Source organism: Halorubrum distributum JCM 10118, assembly GCF_000337335.1.
GTDB lineage: Archaea > Halobacteriota > Halobacteria > Halobacteriales > Haloferacaceae > Halorubrum > Halorubrum distributum.
Map to the genome: position 1 here is coordinate 266,122 of NZ_AOJN01000049.1, position 20,633 is coordinate 286,754.

Annotated in this window: 22 protein-coding genes and 1 pseudogene; 12 read left to right on the forward strand and 11 right to left on the reverse strand. The window is 70.5% G+C overall.

Features of this window, described 5'->3' with window-relative positions; translation table 11 throughout:
• Positions 1-5 precede the first annotated feature (5 nt).
• Positions 6-443, forward strand: coding sequence for a universal stress protein (locus C466_RS10250; protein ID WP_004596208.1), 438 nt, complete (start codon positions 6-8; stop codon positions 441-443).
• A 158-nt stretch (positions 444-601) separates the two neighbouring features.
• Here C466_RS10250 and C466_RS10255 read toward each other — a convergent pair whose 3' ends face one another.
• Positions 602-1,156 (reverse strand): DoxX family protein, encoded by a 555-nt coding sequence (locus C466_RS10255; RefSeq protein ID WP_004596207.1) that lies wholly within the window; start codon positions 1,154-1,156, stop codon positions 602-604.
• Positions 1,157-1,276: 120 nt separating this feature from the next.
• The gene (gene nth / locus C466_RS10260) at positions 1,277-1,996 is read right to left on the reverse strand and encodes an endonuclease III (protein ID WP_004599784.1); all 720 of its coding nucleotides are present in this window, start codon (positions 1,994-1,996) and stop codon (positions 1,277-1,279) included.
• A gap of 145 nt (positions 1,997-2,141) precedes the next feature.
• Here nth and C466_RS10265 point away from each other — a divergent pair, with 145 nt between their 5' ends.
• From C466_RS10265 to trpG, 6 genes are all read left to right on the forward strand, one after another.
• Positions 2,142-3,425, forward strand: coding sequence for a tRNA pseudouridine(54/55) synthase Pus10 (locus C466_RS10265; RefSeq protein WP_004596196.1), 1,284 nt, complete (start codon positions 2,142-2,144; stop codon positions 3,423-3,425).
• Positions 3,426-3,537: 112 nt separating this feature from the next.
• Positions 3,538-4,239, forward strand: coding sequence for a universal stress protein (locus tag C466_RS10270; protein ID WP_004596194.1), 702 nt, complete (start codon positions 3,538-3,540; stop codon positions 4,237-4,239).
• Positions 4,240-4,388: 149 nt separating this feature from the next.
• Positions 4,389-5,441 carry an anthranilate phosphoribosyltransferase gene (gene trpD / locus C466_RS10275; RefSeq protein WP_004596192.1) on the forward strand — a complete coding sequence of 351 codons (1,053 nt, stop codon included), beginning with the start codon at positions 4,389-4,391 and terminating at the stop codon, positions 5,439-5,441.
• Positions 5,441-6,085: a phosphoribosylanthranilate isomerase gene (locus C466_RS10280; RefSeq protein WP_004596190.1), complete on the forward strand. Its 645-nt coding sequence runs from the start codon at positions 5,441-5,443 to the stop codon at positions 6,083-6,085. The genes trpD and C466_RS10280 overlap by 1 nt, the downstream gene beginning before the upstream one ends.
• Positions 6,082-7,815 carry an anthranilate synthase component I gene (gene trpE, locus C466_RS10285; RefSeq protein ID WP_004596188.1) on the forward strand — a complete coding sequence of 578 codons (1,734 nt, stop codon included), beginning with the start codon at positions 6,082-6,084 and terminating at the stop codon, positions 7,813-7,815. Before C466_RS10280 ends, trpE begins: the two co-directional genes overlap by 4 nt.
• Positions 7,812-8,405 (forward strand): anthranilate synthase component II, encoded by a 594-nt coding sequence (gene trpG / locus C466_RS10290; protein ID WP_004596186.1) that lies wholly within the window; start codon positions 7,812-7,814, stop codon positions 8,403-8,405. The genes trpE and trpG overlap by 4 nt, the downstream gene beginning before the upstream one ends.
• Positions 8,406-8,417: 12 nt before the next feature.
• Here the strand turns inward: trpG and C466_RS10295 are convergent, their stop codons facing one another.
• The 7 genes and pseudogenes from C466_RS10295 to C466_RS10320 all read right to left on the reverse strand — a co-directional run bounded on the left by C466_RS10295 (position 8,418) and on the right by C466_RS10320 (position 14,157).
• Complete coding sequence (locus tag C466_RS10295; RefSeq protein WP_004596185.1) at positions 8,418-9,050, reverse strand: MogA/MoaB family molybdenum cofactor biosynthesis protein; 633 nt, start codon at positions 9,048-9,050, stop codon at positions 8,418-8,420.
• Between the two features lie 43 nt (positions 9,051-9,093).
• The gene (locus tag C466_RS10300; RefSeq protein ID WP_004596184.1) at positions 9,094-9,510 is read right to left on the reverse strand and encodes a DUF7124 domain-containing protein; all 417 of its coding nucleotides are present in this window, start codon (positions 9,508-9,510) and stop codon (positions 9,094-9,096) included.
• Between the two features lie 113 nt (positions 9,511-9,623).
• Complete coding sequence (locus C466_RS10305; protein WP_049897510.1) at positions 9,624-9,839, reverse strand: hypothetical protein; 216 nt, start codon at positions 9,837-9,839, stop codon at positions 9,624-9,626.
• 92 nt (positions 9,840-9,931) lie between these two features.
• Positions 9,932-11,755, reverse strand: a complete 1,824-nt coding sequence (locus C466_RS10310) for a PAS domain S-box protein (protein ID WP_394295023.1) — start codon at positions 11,753-11,755, stop codon at positions 9,932-9,934.
• Positions 11,756-11,825: 70 nt separating this feature from the next.
• Positions 11,826-12,092, reverse strand: a pseudogene (locus tag C466_RS17600) (PAS domain S-box protein); the annotation flags it as partial.
• 105 nt (positions 12,093-12,197) lie between these two features.
• The gene (locus tag C466_RS10315; RefSeq protein WP_004596180.1) at positions 12,198-13,436 is read right to left on the reverse strand and encodes an NAD(P)/FAD-dependent oxidoreductase; all 1,239 of its coding nucleotides are present in this window, start codon (positions 13,434-13,436) and stop codon (positions 12,198-12,200) included.
• 142 nt (positions 13,437-13,578) lie between these two features.
• Positions 13,579-14,157 (reverse strand): DUF1684 domain-containing protein, encoded by a 579-nt coding sequence (locus C466_RS10320; protein WP_004596177.1) that lies wholly within the window; start codon positions 14,155-14,157, stop codon positions 13,579-13,581.
• 160 nt (positions 14,158-14,317) lie between these two features.
• Between C466_RS10320 and C466_RS10325 the strand changes: the two genes are divergently transcribed.
• From C466_RS10325 to C466_RS10335, 3 genes are all read left to right on the forward strand, one after another.
• A complete protein-coding gene (locus C466_RS10325) occupies positions 14,318-14,914 on the forward strand; it encodes a DUF6149 family protein (protein WP_004596175.1) in 597 nt (198 codons plus the stop codon).
• Between the two features lie 123 nt (positions 14,915-15,037).
• On the forward strand, positions 15,038-16,054 hold the full coding sequence (locus C466_RS10330; RefSeq protein WP_004596174.1) for an AI-2E family transporter: 1,017 nt from the start codon (positions 15,038-15,040) through the stop codon (positions 16,052-16,054).
• Positions 16,055-16,090: 36 nt separating this feature from the next.
• Entirely contained in the window at positions 16,091-16,603 is a 513-nt protein-coding gene (locus C466_RS10335; RefSeq protein ID WP_004596173.1) for a TspO/MBR family protein, read from the forward strand.
• Here C466_RS10335 and C466_RS10340 read toward each other — a convergent pair.
• A complete protein-coding gene (locus C466_RS10340; RefSeq protein WP_004596172.1) occupies positions 16,600-17,229 on the reverse strand; it encodes a GNAT family N-acetyltransferase in 630 nt (209 codons plus the stop codon). The genes C466_RS10335 and C466_RS10340 overlap by 4 nt on opposite strands.
• A 72-nt stretch (positions 17,230-17,301) precedes the next feature.
• Here C466_RS10340 and C466_RS10345 point away from each other — a divergent pair, with 72 nt between their 5' ends.
• Positions 17,302-17,877 (forward strand): class I SAM-dependent methyltransferase, encoded by a 576-nt coding sequence (locus tag C466_RS10345; RefSeq protein WP_004596171.1) that lies wholly within the window; start codon positions 17,302-17,304, stop codon positions 17,875-17,877.
• A 389-nt stretch (positions 17,878-18,266) separates the two neighbouring features.
• On the opposite strand, the gene C466_RS10350 is transcribed toward C466_RS10345, so the two are convergent.
• A complete protein-coding gene (locus tag C466_RS10350) occupies positions 18,267-19,703 on the reverse strand; it encodes an ATP-binding protein (protein WP_049908351.1) in 1,437 nt (478 codons plus the stop codon).
• A 221-nt stretch (positions 19,704-19,924) separates the two neighbouring features.
• Between C466_RS10350 and idi the strand changes: the two genes are divergently transcribed.
• The gene (gene idi, locus C466_RS10355; protein WP_004596169.1) at positions 19,925-20,539 is read left to right on the forward strand and encodes an isopentenyl-diphosphate Delta-isomerase; all 615 of its coding nucleotides are present in this window, start codon (positions 19,925-19,927) and stop codon (positions 20,537-20,539) included.
• Positions 20,540-20,633: the final 94 nt, after the last annotated feature.

Here is a 20,633-nt window from a genome sequence, read left to right on the forward strand (position 1 = left end):
CACACATGTACGACAATCTGCTCTTACCGACCGACGGAAGCGACGGAACGGCAACGGTCGCCGCGCACATTGGCTCGCTCGCCCAGCGGTACGACGCGACGGTTCACGCGCTGTCGGTCGTCGACACGCGGAACCGATTCGAGGGCCCGAGCATGGGCTTCGGAAACCAGACCTGGGAGGACGCCGAGCGCGAACGCGCCGAGCGAGCCGTCGACGACGCCGTCGGTGCGCTTCCGGACGACGTCGCCGTCGAGCGTCACGTCGAGTCGGGCGTGCCTCACGCCGAAATCCTCGACTACGCGGACGCCGCCGGCGTCGACGTCATCGTGATGGGAACTCACGGCAGGACGGGGATCGACCGCTACCTGATCGGTTCCATCGCGGAGCGGGTCGTCCGGCAGTCTCCGGTCCCGGTGCTGACGGTTCGCATCCCTGCGGAGTGAGGGTCTCTCCGTCGCGGTCGCAACCGTCGACGGACCGCTGATACCTCGAACGCGAAAAGCGGACTCTATCGCACCGAACGCCCGTCCGTCGAAAACGAGTCGGCGGCGTGCGGTCGCGCGCCGCTGCTCCGATACTCCCCGCATCACCGTGCCCCCGTTCAGCCGAGGACGTACCGGAGCGCCGGGAACTTCTCGACGAGCGCCTGCCCGCCGACCTCGATGTTCTCGATGTAGGCGTCGAGCCCGAGGACGCGGCCCGCGCCGAACGCGGCGACCGTGAGGAACACGATCGCGTACACCAGCGTCGAGCCGAACAGCGACAGGAACTCACCGCTCCACCCGCCGAGGTAGAACAGCATCATCTGCGCGGCGCCGCCGAACGCGGCCAGGCGGACGAACGCGCCGGTGATGAGCGCGGCGCCGATGAGCAGCTGCGTCACGGGCACGAACACGTTGACGAACTCCATCAGCGCGGCGTTCGACGCCATCGCGGCGTACAGTCCGCTGACCGGGCTCGCGGGGTCGATGTTCGCGAGGTACCCGGCCGCGTCGAACGGCCACTCGGAGACCTTCCCGAGCCCCGCGAACAGGATCATCCCGCCGATGGTCGCCCGGAGCAGGACGATGAACAGCGCCGACAGCGAGTGCGCCTTCCCCAACAGCGTGACGCCGCCGATCTCTCCGCCGAACTCGTTTGTGGTTTTGGTGGACATAGTGTCTCTCCTCACTTACGGATACGCCGGATACCCGTATAAACCGAGAAGCGAGTTCCCCCTCGGCGGGACGGATTCGACCGACACCCCGCATCTGCCGGGTCTTTAAATACCTGTCTCTTATACACATCTCTGATGNCTCAGAGATGTGTATAAGAGACAGGCCTCGCCGCTCGCGAGGTCCACCTCGCTGTCGCCCTTCTCCGAGGGACAGACGTCGGCGAGCGCGCAGTCGGCGCAGTCGGGGTTGATCGCGGTGCACGTCGCGCGGCCGTGGTCGATCATGAGGTGGGTAAACTGTTGCCAGTCGCTCTCGGGGACGACCTCCAGCAGGTCCTGCTCTATCGCCTCCGGGCGCTCCTCCTCCGTAATCCCGAGCCGTCGCGTGAGCCGCTGGACGTGGGTGTCGACGACGATCCCCTCGACCACGTCGTGGCCGTGCTGGAGGACGACGTTCGCCGTCTTCCGTCCCACGCCGGCCAGATCGGTCAGCTCCGACATCGTGTCGGGGACCTCGCCGTCGTGCGTCTCCGCGATGTCCGCGCACGCCGAGCGGATGTACTTCGCCTTGTTGTTGTAGTAGGTGATCGAGTTGATCGCCTCCGCCAGCTCCTCTTGGGGCGCGTTCGCGTAGTCTTCGGGACCGTGGTACGTCTCGAACAGGTCGGCGCACACCTTGTTCACGCGCTCGTCCGTGCACTGCGCAGAGAGGATCACTGCGATGAGCAGCTCCAGCCGGTTCGAGTAGTTGAGCGAGATGGTCGAGTCGGGGTACTCCTCGTACAGTCGGTCGAGGACCTCGGCGACCTGTTCCTCCCGCGGATCGAGTGGCGTTCCCATACGGATCCCCTCCGGGCGGGCGACATTGAACGATCCGACTGCGGGCGTCCCGCCCGGCGCGCGGTTCCCCGGCCGGCGCGACGCGCCCTCGACGCGGTCTCGACCGAGTAGTAAGACAGTTACCACGCGCCGCGTTTGAGGGCGTATGGACGTACTCGACGTCGCGGCGCGCGCGACCGAGACCGGGCCGGTGTGCGACGCCTGTCTCGGCCGGCTCGTCGCCGACCGGAGCTTCGGGCTGTCGAACGCCGACCGCGGCTCGGCGCTCCGGGTGTCGCTCGCGCTGCGCGACGACGAGGACCACGAGCCGGTCGAGATCGCGGACTGCTGGGTGTGCGAGGGGCGCTGCGCCGAGTTCGACGCGTGGGCCGAGCGGGCGGCCGAGGCGGTCGAGGGGATCGAGTTCGCCACGTACAACGTCGGGACGCGCCCGCCGCCGCTGATCGAGGAGAACGAGGCCCTGCTGCGCGCGGACGTCGGCCTCGACGAGGACGCGGGCGAGCCGTTCAAGTCGGAGTTCAACCGCGAGGTCGGCAAGCGGTTCGGGCGGCTCACCGACACCGAGGTCTCCTTCGACCGCCCGGACGTCCAGTTCACGATCGACTTGGCCGAAGACGAGGTCGACGCGAAGGTGAACTCGACGTTCGTCTACGGGCGGTATCGGAAACTGGAGCGGGACATCCCGCAGACGGAGTGGCCCTGTCGCGAGTGTAAGGGGTCGGGGCGGCAGGGCGCGGACCCCTGCGACCACTGCGGCGGCTCGGGCTACCTCTACGACGACAGCGTCGAGGAGTACACCGCGCCGGTCGTCGAGGACGTGATGGACGGGACGGAGGCGACGTTCCACGGCGCGGGCCGCGAGGACGTCGACGCCCTCATGCTCGGCACCGGGCGCCCGTTCGTGATCGAGGTCGAGGAGCCGCGCCGGCGACGGGTCGACACCGACCGACTCCAGTCGGACATCAACGCGTTCGCCGACGGCGCCGTCGAGGTCGAGGGGCTCCGGCTCGCGACGTACGACATGGTCGAGCGCGTGAAGGAACACGACGCCGCGAAGCGCTACCGCGCGCGGGTGACCTTCGACGCGGACGTCGACGCCGACGCCCTCGCCGAGGCGGTCGAGGAGCTGACGGGCGCGACCGTCGAGCAGTACACGCCCAACCGGGTCGACCACCGCCGGGCGAGCATCACCCGCGAGCGAGACGTGTACGAGGCGACCGCCGAGCTCGACGACTCCCGTCACGCGACCGTCGAGATCCGCGGCGAGGGGGGCCTCTACATCAAGGAGCTGATATCGAGCGACGAGGGCCGCACCGAGCCGAGCCTCGCCGGCCTGCTCGGGGTCGGCGCCGAGGTGACCGCGCTCGACGTGCTCGCGGTCGAGGGCGAGGACGAGGCGTTCGAACGCGACGAATTCTTCCGCGAGTAGCGGGCTCCGGGCCCGTGTCCGGCGGCCCGCTCCTCCCCACGAAGCGCCGTCCGGAACCGGTACCGAGCCGGGAACCAACGGGATTTATCTGACGAGCGTCAGACGTTCGCGTATGAACGGGAGCGACGCCGACGGCGGAAACGTCCGAGAGGGCGGGACGCGAAACGGCGGCGCCCGCGGGGAGTCGGGCGGTTCGGTCGGGACCGGGGGCGCCGGTCACGCCGGCTCGCCCGCGGTCGGTGACACCGTGATCCGCCCCGCGGTCGACGACGCGGCCGAGATTCCGGCCGCCGCCGACGTGTCGCTGAACGGCGCCGACCGCGCGGAGCGCCCCGACCGCGTCTCCTCGGTCCTCGTCGCCGTCGGCCCCGGTCCGCACTCGGGGGCGACCGTCGACGTCGCGCGGGAGATCGCGGCGGCGACCGACGCGTGGCTCGAACTGTTCCACGTCGTCCCCTCGGACGCGGCGCTCGCCGACGCCGGCCCCGACGCGGACGCCTCGGGGACCGCCGTCGACGCGGGCGACCCGGACGCGACCGACTACGCCGCGGCCGGGGAGCGGCTCCTCGACGCGGCCGAGGAGCGGCTCGGCGGATTCGACCGCGCGGACCGCTGGCTCGTCGAGGACCGGACCGCGGCGGGCGCGGTCGTCGAGCAGTCGGCGTACTACGACTTGGTCGTCGTCGGCGCGCCGACGACCGGGACCGTCGGTCGCTTCGTCTTCGGCTCCACGACCGACACCGTCGTCGGCGACGCCGAGGTGCCGGTCGTCGTCGTCGAGGCAGACGGGTCGACCGCGCTCGACGCGGAATAGGCTCGGCCACCGCTCTCTTCGCAGTCCGGACTCTCTTCACCGTTCTCGTCCGCGGCCACTGCGCGTCACCGTCTACCGCCGCGGCGACAGCGTTAAATTAGTGTACATACTTGTACATCACAACGCGGAATACTACATCGGTGGACACAATGAATCTCAACGACACGGTCGAGCGCGTGACGGACGGGACGGATCTGAGCGTCGAGGAGGCGCGCGAGGCCGCGCGGCTCGTCTTCGAGGAGGCGACGGATGCCCAGATCGGGGCGCTGCTCGCCGCGCTCCGCACGAAGGGCGAGACCGAGGCCGAGATCGCCGGGTTCGCGCAGGGGATGCGCGACGCGGCGCGCACGATCGAGCCCGAGCGCGAGCCGCTCGTCGACACCTGCGGCACCGGCGGCGACGACTACGACACGATCAACGTGTCGACGACTGCGGCCATCGTCGCCGCGGGCGCCGGGGTCCCGATCGCCAAGCACGGCAACTACTCGGTCTCCTCCTCGTCGGGCAGCGCGGACGTGCTGGAGGTCGCGGGCGCCGACGTGGAGGCCGAGCCCCCAGCCGTCGAGGACGCGATCGAGGAAGACGGGATCGGCTTCATGCTCGCGCCCGTCTTCCACCCGGCGATGAAGGCCGTCATCGGCCCGCGCAAGGAGCTGGGGATGCGGACCATCTTCAACGTCCTCGGCCCGCTCACCAACCCGGCGGGCGCCGACGCGCAGGTGCTCGGCGTCTACGACCCCGACCTCGTGCCCGTCATCGTGCGGTCGCTCGCGCACATGCCCGTCGAGCGCGCCCTCGTCGTCCACGGCGCCGGCATGGACGAGATCGGGATCCATTCGGAGACCGTCGCCGCCGAGGTCGACGGGGAGGAGGTGACGGAGTTCACGATTGAGCCCGATGACCTCGGGCTCGACCGCGCGCCGATCGAAGCCGTCTCGGGCGGGACGCCCGAGGAGAACGCCGCCGACCTGCGGGGGATCGTCGACGGCTCCGTGACGGGGGCGAAGCGAGACCTCATCCTCGCGAACGCGGGCGCGGCGATCTACGTCGCGGGCGAGGCCGACACCCTCGCGGCGGGCGTCGAGCGCGCCGCCGAGGCGATCGACTCCGGCGCGGCCGCCGAGAAGTTCGCGGCGCTTTGCGGCGACGGGGAGTCGCTCGGCGACGCCCCCGAGGCCGCGACCGCGGAGGACGACGACTGATGGCGCGGGTGAAGATCTGCGGGATCACCGGTGAGGCCGACCTCCGCGCCGCGGTCGACGCGGGCGCCGACGCGGTCGGCGTCATCACCGAGGTCCCCGTCGACTCGCCGCGCGAGGTCGACCCCGCCGAGGCGGCGGAGCTGCTCGCGGACGTGCCCCCCTTCGTCACCGCGACGCTCGTGACGATGCCCGACTCGGCCGAGCGCGCGGTCGATCTCGCCCGGACGGTCGCGCCCGACGCGATCCAGCTCCACGGCGAGTGGACCGTCGACGAGCTCCGGTACGTCCGCGCGGAGACCGAGCGGAAGGTGCTGCTCACGGTCGACGCGGACGACCCGGCACGCGCCGAGGAGTTCGACGGCGCGGTCGACGCACTGGTCGTCGACTCGACCGACGATTCCGGGGCGGGCGGCACCGGCGAGACGCACGACTGGCGCGCGACCGCCGAGCTCGCCGAGCGACTCACCACCCCGGTCGTGCTGGCGGGCGGGCTCACGGCCGACAACGTCGCCGAGGCGGTCCGGGTCGCCGACCCCTTCGCCGTCGACGTCGCCTCGGGCGTCGAGATCGAGGGCGGGCGGAAGGACCACAACGCGGTGGCCCGCTTCGTCGCCAACGCGGGCCGGGAGATGGAGCTGGCATGAGCGACGACGGCGCTGGCGACGACGCCGAGACGTCGGCGAGCGGCCCCTCGCTCGACCGCTCGAAGGCCGAGTTCGTCGAGCTCGCGGCCGACGCGGAGCGGCCGGTAGTGGTCCGCGCGTCGGCCTCGATCGACGCCGACGTCACCCCGCTCGGCGCGTACGCGACCCTCGTCGGCGAGGGGCCGTACGGCTTCCTGCTGGAGTCCGGCGAGAAGGTCGCCTCCAGCGACCCCGACGGCGCGTTCACGTCCGGCGGGAAGGCGGACCGGCACGCCCGTTACTCGTTCGTCGGCTACGACCCCGAGGCGATCGTCTCGGTCCACCCGGATCGCACCGAGGTGACCGAACTCGGGCCCGCCGCCGAGTTCGTCGGGGACGGGCTCGACGCCGAGGGCGCCGAGTCGGCCGCGCCCGGAATCGGACCCGACGCCGGCGACGCGGTCGACCGCGTCCGCGCGGCGTTCCCCGACGTGAGCCTGCGGGGCTTCCCCGACACCGACCGGCAGATCCTCTCGGGCGGGTTCGTCGGCTTCCTCGCGTACGAGGCCGTCTACGACCTCTGGCTGGAGGAGGTCGGCGTCGAGCGCCCGCGGACCGAGTTCCCGGACGCCGAGTTCGCGCTCACGACCCGGACCGTCGTCTTCGACGAGCGGGAGGGCGGCGCCGAACTCGTGTTCACGCCGGTGATCGGGGTCGACGACGACCCGGGCGCGGTCTACGACGACCTCGTCGCGGAGGCCGAGCGCGTCGCGGCCGAACTGGCGGCCGCGTCGCCGCCGGATCCGGACGGGGTCCGCGTGCGCGAGGAGTCCGCGGACCCGCGCGAGGAGTACGAGGAGGCCGTCCGAACCGCCAAGCGGCACGTCCTCGACGGCGACATCTACCAGGGCGTGATCTCGCGCAGCCGCGAGCTCCGCGGCGAGGTCGACTCGCTCGGGCTGTACGCGGCGCTCCGCGACGTGAACCCCTCGCCGTACATGTACGTGCTGCGCCACGACGACCGGAGCGTCGTCGGGGCCAGCCCGGAGACGCTCGTGTCGGTACAGGGCGACCGGGTCGTCTCGAATCCGATCGCGGGCACCTGCCCGCGCGGGACCAGCCCGGTCGAGGACCGCCGGCTCGCGGGCGAGATGCTCGCGGACGGCAAGGAGCGCGCCGAGCACACGATGCTCGTCGACCTCGCGCGCAACGACGTGCGGCGCGTCTCTGAGCCCGGCTCCGTCCGCGTCGAGGAGTTCATGAACGTGCTGAAGTACAGCCACGTCCAGCACATCGAGTCGACGGTGACGGGGACGCTCGCGGCCGACGCTGACGCGTTCGACGCGACGCGCGCGACGTTCCCCGCGGGGACGCTCACCGGCGCGCCGAAGGTGCGCGCGATGGAGATCATCGACGACCTGGAGACGACCCCGCGCGAGGCGTACGGCGGCGGCGTCGGCTACTACTCGTGGACCGGCGACGCCGACTTCGCGATCGTGATCCGGACCGCGACGCTCGACGAGTCGGGCGAGGAGTCGGTCGTCGGCGTCCGGGCGGGCGCGGGCCTCGTCGCCGACTCCGACCCGGCCGCGGAGTACGAGGAGACCGAACAGAAGATGGACGGCGTGTTGACCGCGATCGACCGCATTCGGGAGGACGCGGAGGGCGAGGACGCGGACGGTGAGGGCGGGGGCGGCGAGGCCGAGCGCGGTGACGAGCCGCTCGCCACCGGCACGGAGGCCGAGCGATGAGGGTCGTCGTCGTCGACAACTTCGACTCGTTCACCTACAACCTCGTCGAGTACGTCTCCGACCAGACGATTGACGGGGAGCCGGTCGCGGTCGACGTGTTCAAAAACACCGCCTCGCTCGCGGAGATCGAGGCCGCGGAGCCGGACGCGGTGATCGTCAGTCCGGGTCCGGGCCACCCGAAGAACGAGCGCGACGTGGGCGTGACGATGCCCGTGTTACGCGACCTCTCGCCGACGGTGCCGACGCTCGGCGTGTGCCTCGGGCTGGAGGCCGCCGTCCACGAGTACGGCGGGACCGTCGGGCACGCCCCCGAACCCGTCCACGGCAAGGCGTTCCCCGTCGACCACGACGGGGAGGGCGTGTTCCGCGGGCTCGACCAGGGGTTCCGCGCCGGCCGCTACCACTCGCTCGCGGCGACCGAGGTGCCCGAGGCGTTCGCCGTGACGGCCACCACGGACCACGAGGGCGAGTCGATCGTGATGGGGATCCGCCACCGGGAGCACCCGATCGAGGCGGTCCAGTTCCACCCGGAGAGCGTGTTGACCGGCTCGGGCCACGACCTGATCCGAAACTTCCTCACCGGAGTCTGAGGCGCCGGCGCGTCACTCGTCGCTCGTCGACTCGTCGTCGGCCGCCTCGTCTTTCGCCTCGTCGTTGGTCGCTTGGTTTTCATCCTCCTCCGCCTCGTCGAGCCCTCTGCCGGCGAGCCCGGCGAGGTGCCCGACCTCGGGAAGAATTATCTCGTCGACGCCGAGCCGGACCGCGTTCTCGGAGCCTGGGAGACAGAACACCGGCGTGGCGGAGACGACTCCGGCCGTCGCGCGCGATCCGATGGTCCGCGTGCCCACCTCCTCGTAGGAGAGCCGGCGGAACAGCTCGCCGAACCCGGGAAGCGGCTTCGCGAGGACGCCGCGAACCGCCTCCGGCGTGACGTCGTCCGGCGTGACGCCCGTGCCGCCGGTCGTCACCACGGCGTCGGTGTCCTTCCGCCGGGCGAGCCGGTCGACGGTCCCCTGAACGCTGTCGTAGTCGTCGTCGATCAGCTCTCGGACGACGACCTCGTGACCCGCTTCCTCGAACGCGGCCGCGATGTAGTCACCGGCCGGGTCCTCGTCCGTGCTACGCGAGGATGACACCGTGACCACCGCGGCCGCGACCGAGTCGACGTCGTGGTGATGGTGACCGTCGTGGTCGTGCTGATGGTCGTGATCGTCTGCCGCGTCGTTGTCGGTCATACTCTCGCCTTCGGCGCCCCCGACAAAACACCTCCCGGTCTCCTCAGGGCCAGTCGTCGCGCGTCTGCTCCTCGGGCGCCTCGTCCGCGACGTCGCCGGTCGCGAGCGTCCACCCCGCGGCCTCGGCGGCATCCTTGACGTCGAGGAACTCCCAGCCGGTCGCCTCGGCGACGGCCTCGTCTTCATCGTCGATCCCCACGAACACGTGGCGGTCCGTATCGAACTGCCCGCTGATGTTCTCGAGGCTCTCCTCGACGCCGCGCGGGCCGGAGAAGAAGTCCTGTCGCACGCGGTGTTTCCGCGTGAAGTTCGTGACGACGTAGGTGGGCTTCTCGCTGACGACCCCGACGTACTCGGTCCACTGCCGGGCGTTGTTGAACACCGCGTTGGGGTCCGCGAGCGCTTTCAGCGCCTCCAACTCGAACGCCAGCGTCATGTCTGTAGATCCGCCGCTGTCCATGCGACCCGCTTGCTCCCCACCGGCGAAAACAACTTCGCTTCCGGGTAGCCGCGCCCGCTCACCGCAGCGCGCCCGCCCACCGCCGTGTGATTACCCTCCTGACGCGACCGCCCTCACCGCGACCGAACCAGGTAGTAGTCGGTGAACTTCACCACGTCGCCGTCGTCGAGGTCGCCGGTCTCCGGCGCCGTCCACGGCACGTCCGCCAGCTCCCGGACGATCCCCTGCTCGTCGTCGTCCAGTTCGTCGTAGTGGCGCACGCGCGCGTCCGACGGGATGCGGCCGGTGCGGCGGAGCCGTACTCGTCGCCCGGTGTCTCTAAGTGACATGTGTTACCGTATAACATGATTAATAATAAGTGTTTCGCGGCGGGCGCCGCTCCGGTTCGGCTCGCTCGCCCCGCGAACGCGACGGCGGCGTCTCAGTCGTCGGCGCGGGGGAAGGTGAGGGTCACCACGGTGCCGCGGGGCGCCGCGTCCGCGACCGCCGCGGCGCCGCCCGACTGCTGGACGACCCAGTAGACGAGCCATAGCCCGAGACCGCTGCCGTGGTACAGCGCGTCGACCGCCGTCCCGTCGACGAGGACGTCTCGGTTCATGCCGGTCAGCCCCGGCCCGTCGTCCTCGACGCGGATCTCGATCGCGTCGGGGCGGGCTTCGACCGAGACCGCCACCGTCGGCCGGTCACGGTCGTGGTGTTCGACGGCGTTCCGGACCAGCTCGTCTATCGCCCGGGAGAGCCAGGTGGTCGCGGACGCCGTCGCGACCCCGTCGTCAGGCGTCGACGCCTCGATCGTCGCCCCGGGGAACTCCTCGGCCCGCGCGGCGACCACCTGTCCGGCGACGCGTCCGGCGTCGACGGGCTCGGTCTCCGGCGCGTCGCTCAGTATCTCGGTGATGTGGTGGGCCTTCTCGCTCGTCTCCAGGAGGCCGTCGGCCCGCGACACGATGTACCCGGCCGCGTCCGCGGGGTCGGCGGCGCCCGCGGCGATCTGCTCCGCCCGTCCCCGGACGACCGTCAGCGCGTTCCGGAGGTTGTGCTGGAGGACCCGGTCGACGACCCGAAGCTGTCGCGCGCGGTTCTCGCTGTCGGTCACGTCTCGAAGCACGCCGACGACCCCGGCGGGCTCCCCGTCGTCGGGGCTATCGAGCGGGTAGTACCGGACGTCGAACGTCCGCCTGCCCCGGGTCGGGTGCGTCCGCGTCGTCCGGTACTCCACCCGCTTCCCGCGGAGCGCGCGCTCCACCTGTCGCTCGACGTCCTCGTAGCCGTCCCCCGGGACGACGTCGGCGAGCGTCAGGTCCGTCACGTCGCGGTCGCCGAGCCCGTGGTACTCGCGGTACTGCGGGTTCGCGAACAGGAGCCGCCCGTCGCGGTCGACCGCGGCGATGAGGTCCGTCGCCCCGTTGATCGCGCGCTCGTACCGCTCCAACTCCCGTTCGCGCTCCTTCCGGTCGGAGACGTTCCGACAGATGGCGAAGGTGCCGGCCAGGTCGCCGTCGGCGTCGTAGTAGGGGTACCGCTGCGTGCTGAACGTCGCCTCCCGATCGCCCTCCGGAAACGTCGGTGAGACCTCGTACTCGGCCATCTCCTCGGCGTCGAGCACGCCTCGCCGGCGCTCGTCGACCTCGGTCGCCGTCTCCGCGTCCATGAACGCGAACTCGTCGGTGCCGTACAGCGCCTCCCGGTCGACGCCGGCGAACTCGCTTACGGCCTCGTTCAACAGCTCGAACTCCCCGTCGCGGTTCTGGAGGAGGACGGGGTCGTCGAGCCGCTCGACGATGTCCCGGTACTGTTTCAGCTGGCTTATCGCCGCCTTCCGTTCCGTCACGTCCGTCTGGATCGCGACGAACCGAGTCACCTCGCCGTCGTCGCCGATCACTGGTGCGATCGTCTGATGGGCGTGGTACGGCTCGCCGTCTCGCCGCCGGTCGATTATCTCCTCCTCCCACACCTCGCCGTCCAGCAGGGTCGACCACAGCGAGTCGAAGTACTCGTCCGGCATCTCGCCGGAGTTGAGCATCGCCGGGGTCTCGCCGAGGACCTCCTCCGGCTCGTAGCCGGTGTGGTCGGTGAACGCCGGGTTGACGTACTCGATCGTCCCGTCGACGTCGGTGACGTATATCGCGTGGCCGGCGTGTTCGACGAGGTTGCGGAACGTCTCCAACGTCTCTCCGCCGACTTCCTCGACCCCGTCTCGAAAGACACCGGTATACACGGCGTCGGTGCTGTCTCTTATACACATCTCTGAGNGCCATCAGAGATGTGTATAAGAGACAGGTCACGGTGTGACCGTCCGCGTGTCTGATGGGGGCAGAGAAGCTCCCGCGGCCGTCGAGCCCCTCGACGCGTGTGAACCGCTCGCGGACCGACCGGGCGCGTCCGTCCGCCGCCTCCGAGGCGACGAGGGAGGCGAGGTCGCGGCCGCGGAGGGCAGCGGGATCGTAGCCGAGAACCGCCTCGGTGGCGGGATTCGCGTAGACGACCGTCCCCCTCCGGTCGACGGAGACGACCGGATCGGAACACGCCTCGACGAAGGAGGCGAAGAAGCCGGCCGGAGGCCCTTGCGATCCGGATGACATATAAATGAGAATGGGCGCCAACGGTGAAAAGCACCGTGGCACGTCGCTCGCAGCGAATCCGCCGCCGCGACCGGCGCAGGCCGATAATGGGGCGAGGTCGGCGGGCTACTGCTCGGTCGGGGCCGCCAGGTCGTCGACGGAGAAGCCGGGCTCCATGAGGCGGTCCGTCTGGTCGCTCACGTCGCGCCCCTCGCGCATCAGCTGCTTGAACGCGGACTGCGGCGAGAGGTCGCCGATGAGCACGCCGCCGACCACCTTGCCGTCCTTCAGCGCGACGCGGCGCCACTCGCCCTCGGCGGTGGTCGCCTCCACCGACTCGTCGCCGAGCGTCGGGTGCCCGAAGGAGAGGAACGGGAAGTCGAAGTGCGTGATCGAGTACGAGGAGACCCACTCGAACGCCTCGCTGCCGTACTCGACCATGTTGCGGGCCGCGATCGTTCCCTGCTCCTTGGCCGACCCCCACGAGCCGTTCTTCGCGCGCTCGCCGAGGATGAGGTCGTTGAACGTGGTGATGTCGCCCGCGGCGAACACGTTGTCGACGTTGGTGCGCATGAACTCGTCGACGACGATGCCGTCGTCGAGCTCCAGCGGCGTGTCCTCGACGAGCTCGGTGTTGAAGTTCAGCCCGATGGCGACGCCCGCGAAGTCGCACTCGTAGCGCTCGCCGTTCGGGTCGACCGCGGCCTCGACGTGGCCGTCGTCGTCGACCTCGAAGTGGTCCACGCCGGAGCCGAAGACGGGCTCGACGCCGCGCTCGCGCATCGCCTCGTGCATGATCTCCGCGCCCTCCTCCGAGAGCGCGTAGCGCCACCAGTTGTCGCCGCGCATCAGGTACTTCGCCTCGACGTCCTGCGCGCCGCAGATGGCCGCGAAGTCGATGCCGAGCAGCCCGGCGCCGACGATGACGCCCTTCTCCGCGCCCTCGACGCTCTCTTTGATCCGGCGGGCGTCCTGGAACGTCCAGAAGTGGTGGATCCCGTCGGCGTCCGCGTTCTCGACCGGGAGCTGCTGGGGCGTGCCGCCGATCGCGAGCAGGAGGGAGTCGTACTCGAACGTCTCGCCCTCGTGGGTGTGGACCGCGTCCGCCTCGACGTCGATGTCGACGACGACGGTGTTGAGTCGCAGGTCGACGTCGTGGTCGTCGTACCAGTCCTCTTGGTGGATCGAAATCGGGGCCTCGGGGAGCTTCCCCTTCGCGTACTCCTTGATCAGAATCCGGTTGTAGAGGGACTCACCCTCGTCCGTGAGAACCGTGATCTCGGCGTCGGGCGCTTGCTCGCGCAGCGTCTCGGCCGCGGACGCGCCCGCGATACCGTCACCGATGATCACGTACGAATCGCTCATAGCCGGCCGTTCGGATTCATGGTTAATGTGGGTTGTCATCCGCGTCTCGGGGCGTGAGAACCTCACTCACCCGCGACGGAACGCCTGTCCCGATCCGCCCCGCGCGGTGGATCTCTCCCCCCGATCAGCGATCCGTCCCCGGTCAGTGATCCGCACCCGCCGGCTCCGCGGGGAAGTCCTTCTCCCCCGCCTCGACGGCGACGTCGAGCCAGTTCTCCGTCGGGACGAGCGGGCACTCGTACGCGTGGTTGTACGCGCAGGTCGGGTTGTACGCCAGGTTGAAGTCCACGATCCACTCGTCGTCGACGCGGTCGCGGTCGGGCTCCAAGTCGAGGTATCGGCCCGCGCCGTACGTCGCCTCGCCGCTGGTCGCGTCGCGGAACGGCACCCAGAAGCGGTCCGCGCCGTCGGCCGGTCGATACGCTTGGAGCGTCGCCGACTCGCCGTCGACCTCGAACCGGAACTCCCCCCACCGGCGGTACGTCTGCTCGCCGTCCGCGGTCGTCTCGACGGTCACGGTCTCCTTCTCGTCGTGTTCGCGGAGCGGGAGGACGAACCGGTACGCCGGGTCCGGATCGAAGTACGCCAGCCCGGGGAAGGCGTCGCCCCGCATCGAGGCCGGCAGCGGCGACCGCGCCGACTCGCGGAACTGCTGGATCTTGGCCTCACGCTGCGCCTCCACCTGCGCCGCCCAGTCGTCGTCTACCTCCTTCGATCCCATGTCTGCCACAATATTGTTCGTTGAGCGCAATAACAGTTCCGCGGCGCGGTCGGCGTCGCGCACGAGCACGAGCACACGCCGCCCGCTGGTGGCGGAAGGCGCGGACGGGCGCGCGGTCGCGACGCCACACATTCAAGAGCGTCCCGGCCCAACGACGCGTATGAAAATCCGGCAGAACATCCGCCACTGGGCCGCGAAGAAGGCGTTGACCACGCCGGTGGTCGGCGACGTCGCCAACGACAAGCTCGTCGACCTCCACACGAGCATCTTCCTTAACAAGGCCGACGAGGACCGGCGCGAGGAACGCCGCGACCACCTCGACAGCTTCTTCGACGCGACGATGGACACCTACGTCGCCGCCTTGGAGGCCGGGTTCCCGGAGGCCGAGGCCCGCGAGATCACCCACGTCCAGGCGAACTTCGACTTCTTCAACCGCGGGTGGACGGAGATGATGGAGATCCCCGGCGACGAGTTGGAGGCGCACTACCGCCGGTACGAGTCCTTCTTCTCGGAGTACGGGATCACCATCGACGACCCGCTGGGCGAGTTCCGCCCGCCCGGTGGCGTCGTCGAGGCGCCGGAGACGCCCGGGAAGCTCGATGAGCCCGAGTACGAGAACGCGCTGGCCGGCTTCGCCGACGACGTGTACGTCGAGACCGACGACGGGGAGACGGTCGTCGGCGGCGACACGGAGGAGCCGGACGAGGTCGACGCCGCGACCGCGCCCGGCCTCGACGAGGACGAGGCGAGCGCCTGAGCGCGGTCGAAACACCGGTCGTCTGCCCTCCTCTCTGCCCCCGCCTGCCGCCGGTTCCCCGCGGGTCGGCGGTCGCGGCCGCTCGCCGACCACGTTTATACTCCGCGGGAGACACGGGGGCGTATGAACCGCGGGCAATCGTTCCTGCTCCTCCTCATGGGGTCGGTCGCGCTCTTGACGCTCTTCGTCATCCTCCCGTTCGTCGAGTACGTGATCGCCTCCGCGATTCTCGCCTTCATCCTCTACCCGTTCCACCGCCGGCTCACCAGCTGGCTCCGGAAGCGCGTCTCGAACCGGTTCGGCCAGATGCTGTCGGCGCTGATCCTCATCCTCTCGTCGATCGTCGCCGTCATCCTCCCGCTCGCGTACATCACCTGGGTGTTCGTCCGCGATCTCACCGCGATCGCGGCCGGCGAAACGGGGATAGACGTCGCCGCCATCGAGGCCGAGATCGCGGCGCTCACGGGACAGGACCCGGAGGTCGGCGACCTCCTCCAAACGATCGGCGAGCTCCTCGTCCAGACGCTGTTCGGCGGGTTCAGCGGCGTGTTGAACACGGCCATCCGCGCGTCGGTCGGGCTGTCGCTCGCGCTGTTCTTAGTGTACTACACGCTCATCGACGGGCCGGCGTTCGTCAAGTGGATCCGGGCGACGAGCCCGCTGCCGTCCGACGTGACCGCGGACCTCGTCGACCGCGTGAACGTGATGACCCGCGGCGTCGTCATCGGCCACATCTCCGTGGCGCTCCTCCAGGCGCTGGTCGCCGGGATCGGGCTGTGGGCCGCCGGGATCCCGAACGTGGTGTTCTGGACGTTCGTGATGGCGGTGTTGGCGCTGTTACCCCTCATCGGCGCCTTCTTCGTGTGGGGCCCGGCGGCCGCGTACCTCGTGATCGTCGACCAGGTGACCGCCGGGATCTTCCTCGCCGTCTACGGCGTCGCGGTGATCGCGATGGTGGACAACTACGCCCGGCCGCTCGTCATCGACCAGCAGGCGCATCTGAACCCGGCGATCATCCTGCTGGGCGTCTTCGGCGGAATCTACTCGGTCGGATTTACCGGCCTCTTCGTCGGCCCCATCGTGATCGGCGTGCTCGCGGCCACGCTGGAGACGTTCCGCGAGGACTACGACGCGATCTGAGCGGGATTTAAGCCCGCACACCGCGAACGGCCCCCTATGGCGACGACCGCGACCTCCCGACTCCCCGACCGACGGGACGCCCTCCTCATCGCCGGCGCGGCGATCGCGGTCAACCTGATCGGCGCGCTCGGCGTCCCCTTCACGACCACCCAGAGCGCCTGGTTCGCGGCGCTGGAACTGCCCTCCTTCTACCCGCCGGGGTGGGCGTTCGGCGTCGTCTGGCCGATCCTGTACGCGTTACTCGGTTCGGCGGCCGCGCTCGTCTACCTCGCCGGGCGCGACGGGAGAGCGCCGGCGGGTCGCGTCTGGACCGCGCTCGCGCTGTTCGGCGTCCAGCTCGCCGTCAACGTCGCGTGGTCGCCGATTTTCTGGGGGCTCGAACGCGCCGACCTCGGGCTCGCCGTCCTCGTCGTCCTCCTCCCCTTGGTCGTCGCGACGATCCGGGCGTTCGACCGCGTCGACCGGCGCGCCGCGGCGCTGCTCGTCCCCTACCTCGCGTGGGTCTGCTTCGCGACCGCGCTCAACTACGCGATCTGGACGCTCAATTAGCGCCCGTCGCGCGGGGACCGGTCGGGGTCGGGCGGCCCGCGCTCCAGCCGCGCCGCGACGAACCGGCGCTCCGCCCGGCTCAGCTCCCCGTCGGTCTCGCGGAACGCCGCGAGCCCCTCGCGGTACCGCTCGGGGTCGACGTCCGCGGGCGCCGCCGCGGGTCGCTCCAGTTCCAGCTCGGCGATCCCCGTGCGCTCGCCGGTGTACGCGAAGCCGCACTTGTGGCACGCCTCGTACGCGAACGGGTTGTTCACGGCGATCTTCACGCGCTCGAAGCCCGCGACGGCGAGGTCGGCGACGGTCTCGCCGATCAGCCGCGGGCCGATCCCCTCGCCGCGCCGCGCGGCGTGGACCGTGACGTACCGCAGCCGACAGGTGGCGGGGTCGGTCCGGTCGGGCGAGAAGGAGACGGCCGCGACCACGTCCTCGTCGAACGCCCCGGAGTCGACCGTGTCCGGCAGCGGCTCGTCCGGCTCCCAGTCCGGCGCGGCCGGGCGCCCGTCCGGCGTCCGGATCACCGACTTCCCCGGCGCGCCGACGACGAACTTGCCGGCGTACGCGAACGCTCGGTAGTCGAGCCGGAGGGTCTCGCCCTCGTCTGGCGGACACACGAGCGCGTACTCCATGCGGGTCCCTACGGCGGCGAGCGGCTAAATATGGTCGGTGGCTCTTTATCAGTCCCGGCGCTCGGTTCGCCCATGTACGGGATCGGCGACGTGGGCTTCTTCGACCGGGTGGCGCCGCTGTACGACCTCGCGATGCCGCCGGCGGACGGCGAGGCGCTGGCCGCCGGCCTCGACCACGCCGCGCGGCCGATCGAGCGCCTCCTCGACGTCGGCGGCGGCTCGGGGCGCGCGGCCGCCGCGCTGACCGGCCCGGAGATCACAGTCGTCGATGCCTCCGTCGGGATGCTCTCGCGGGCGCGTCGCGGCCGCGAGCTCGCGGGGCTCGCGGCCGACGCGGGCCGGCTCCCGTTCCGCGACGGGAGCGTCGACGCGGTCACGGTCGTCGACGCGTTCCATCACCTGCCGGACCAGGACGCCGCGCTCGCGGAGGCGGCGCGCGTGCTCGCGCCCGGCGGCGCGCTCGTCGTTCGGGATTTTAATCCGGACCATCCGCTCGGCCGGCTGCTCGTCGCCGGCGAGCACGCGATCGGGATGGACTCGCGGTTCCGGCCCCCCAGCGAGCTCGCGGCCGCGATGGACGACGCCGGGCTCGACCCGCGGATCGTCGACCGCGGATTCGGCTACACGGTCGTCGGCGTTCGACGATGATCGGTCGGTACAGAGAAAGAGACAACCGATCGGCGGTGCCGTGGCGCGTGCCTGCGAGCGGCCGACAGGCCGCGAAGCCAGCACGCGCGAGGGAGTCGGCGGCGACCATCGAGAGCCGCCGACGAGGCTGGGGAGGGGTGAGGTGCTGGGCGGAGCGGTGCGGGGTGGGTTCCGAAGGGGCAGCCGCGAGGCGGGCGTAGACGACGCAAGGACCGCAGGAACGAGCGGAGCGAGTGACGAGGACCGCAGCGAGTGTACGCCCGCCTCGCGGCTGGGGCTTCGGCGGTGTTCGTGTCGATCGGCCTCTTATAAATAGAGGTGTATCGCCGAGCGGCTGGGGCTTCGGCGGTGTTCGTGTCGATCGATGTCGATGAATCCGGTCGTTTGCCTCAGTCCTGCGTCCGTCCCTGCGGCTCGGCGCCGCGGGTCGGGTCCGGGGAGTCCTCGTCGTGGTCGTGGCCGCCGCCGTGATCGTGATCGCCGTGGTCGTGGGCGTCGTTCGACCCCGTCTCGCCGAGGACCTCGGCGCCCTCGCCGTCGATCATGTCCATGTTCTTCAGGTTGTCGCGCTCCTCGAAGTCCTCGACCGCGTCCATCACGTCCGCCTGCGTGATCGTCATTCGGTCCTCTGTGAGCGCGCCGAGGACGGCCTCGCGGAGCACCATCCGGAGGTCGGAGCCGGTGAGGCCGGTCGTCCGGTCGGCCACCTCTTCGGGGTCGAAGTCGGCGATCTTCATCTCCTTCGTCACCACGCGGAGGATGTCCGCGCGCATGTCGCGGTCCGGCTTGGGGAAGTTGACGATCTCGTCGAAGCGGCGCCATGCGGCGGCGTCGAGCTGGTCCGGGTGGTTCGTCGCGCCGATGAGGAGCACCTCGTCGCGCACGAGCGACACCTCGTCGATCGACTTCAGCAGGGTGTTGACCGCGCGTTTCAGGGCGGCGTGCTCGTCCGAGCGGCGGGTCTTCGCCACCGAGTCGAACTCGTCGATGAAGAGGATGCACGGCGAGAGCCGCTTGGCGACCTCGAAGCTCTTCTCGACGTTCTTCGACGTCTCGCCGAGGTACTGGCTCGTGATCATCGAGAGCTTCACCTCGACGAACGGGAGCCCGAGCTCGTGAGCGAGCGCGCGCGAGACGGTCGTCTTCCCGGTGCCCGGCGGGCCGACGAACAGCAGCTTGCCGATCTCGCGGAGGCCGATCTCCGCGAGGTACTCGCGGTGTTCGATCGCCTTGACGATCTTCTGGATCTCGCCCTCCTGGTCGCCGGTCAACACGAGGTCGGCCAGCGTCGTCTCGATCTCCTCGGGCGCGCGGACGTTGACGAGGTCGAGCATCTCCCCGTCCTCGTCCTCGTCGAAGTACTCGGAGAGCAGCGCGTCGATCCAGACGCGGTCGGCCTGGACCGGCCGCACGTCGTCTCGGGCCTCCTCGCGGGTCACCGGCGGTTCGAGGTCCTCGGCGGCCTCCATCGCGGCGACGAGCGTCGGGTTCCCGGCGACGCGCTCGTCGTCCGCGCGGTCGCGGTACCACTCCAGCCCCATCGCGGGCTGGGTCAGGGAGATCTCGCCGGAGAACTCCGTGCGTTGGGTGAAGAGGAGGTCGGAGACCGCGTCCCACGGCCGCTCGACGCCCGTCGCGGTGCGGGTGGTCTCGTCGGTCGCCTTCAGCGGTCGCTCCACGCCGCCGGGGGCGTCCTCGGCGGCGTCGGCCGACCAGAACACCTGCCGGAAGCGCGGCGGCAGGTCGTTCTCGTCGAGGTCGCGGTCCTGCGTGTAGAAGTGCGTCGTCAACACGAACTCGACGACGTCGAGCGCCGGGTCACTCATCCGCGCGAAGTAGCGCCGGGACGCGGTTAAGAGCGTCGAAGCGCCGGCGGTCGCGGGCGGACCGTCGGTCGGCGGATGCGGAACGGCGGTCGGCGGGAGCGAAGCGCCGTCGGGGCGGGCGAACGGGAGCGTCGTCGAGGCGGGCGGCGGGAGCGTCGTCGGTGCGGGCGAACGCACGCCGTATCGAATCCTTATTAGCGCTGGTCCGCGACGTACCGCGCATGAGTTCCGAAGACGCGGCCGAGCCGGGCGACCCCGCCGGCACCGGCGCGAGCGGCACCGGCGGCGAGAGCGAGACGGACCACGAGAACGCGCTTCAGGACGTCATCGCCGTCGACCCCGACGACGTGGCGCAGGGTACGGTGAACCGGCTCGACGCGCACACCGGTGACGGGATCCGCCACCGCGCGTTCACCTGCCTCGTCTTCGACACCGACGGCCGGATCCTGCTGGCCCAGCGCGCGCCGACCAAGCGCCTGTGGGACGGCCACTGGGACGGGACGGTCGCCTCCCACCCCGTCGAGGGGCAGTCCCAGGAGGAGGCAACCGAGCAGCGCCTCGAGGAGGAGCTCGGCATCTCGCCCGACCAGTACGACGACCTCCGCGTGACGGACAAGTTCGAGTACAAGCGCTACTACCCCAACGAGGGCGTCGAGTGGGAGGTGTGCGCGGTGCTGAAGGTCACCCTCGACGACACCTCGCTCGACCCGGACGACGACGAGATCGGCGGCATGCTGTGGGCCGACTACGAACACCTCCACGAGCACCCCGAACTGTACCGGCAGCTCCGCCTCTGCCCGTGGTTCGAGATCGCGATGCGGCGCGACTTCTCCTGAGCGGCCGGACCGGCGCGCCCCGGCCGAGCGGGTCCGCGCCGCCGTCGCCCTCTCCGGACCGAAGCAGCGAGTTGAAGGCGCTCCCGCGCCGCGA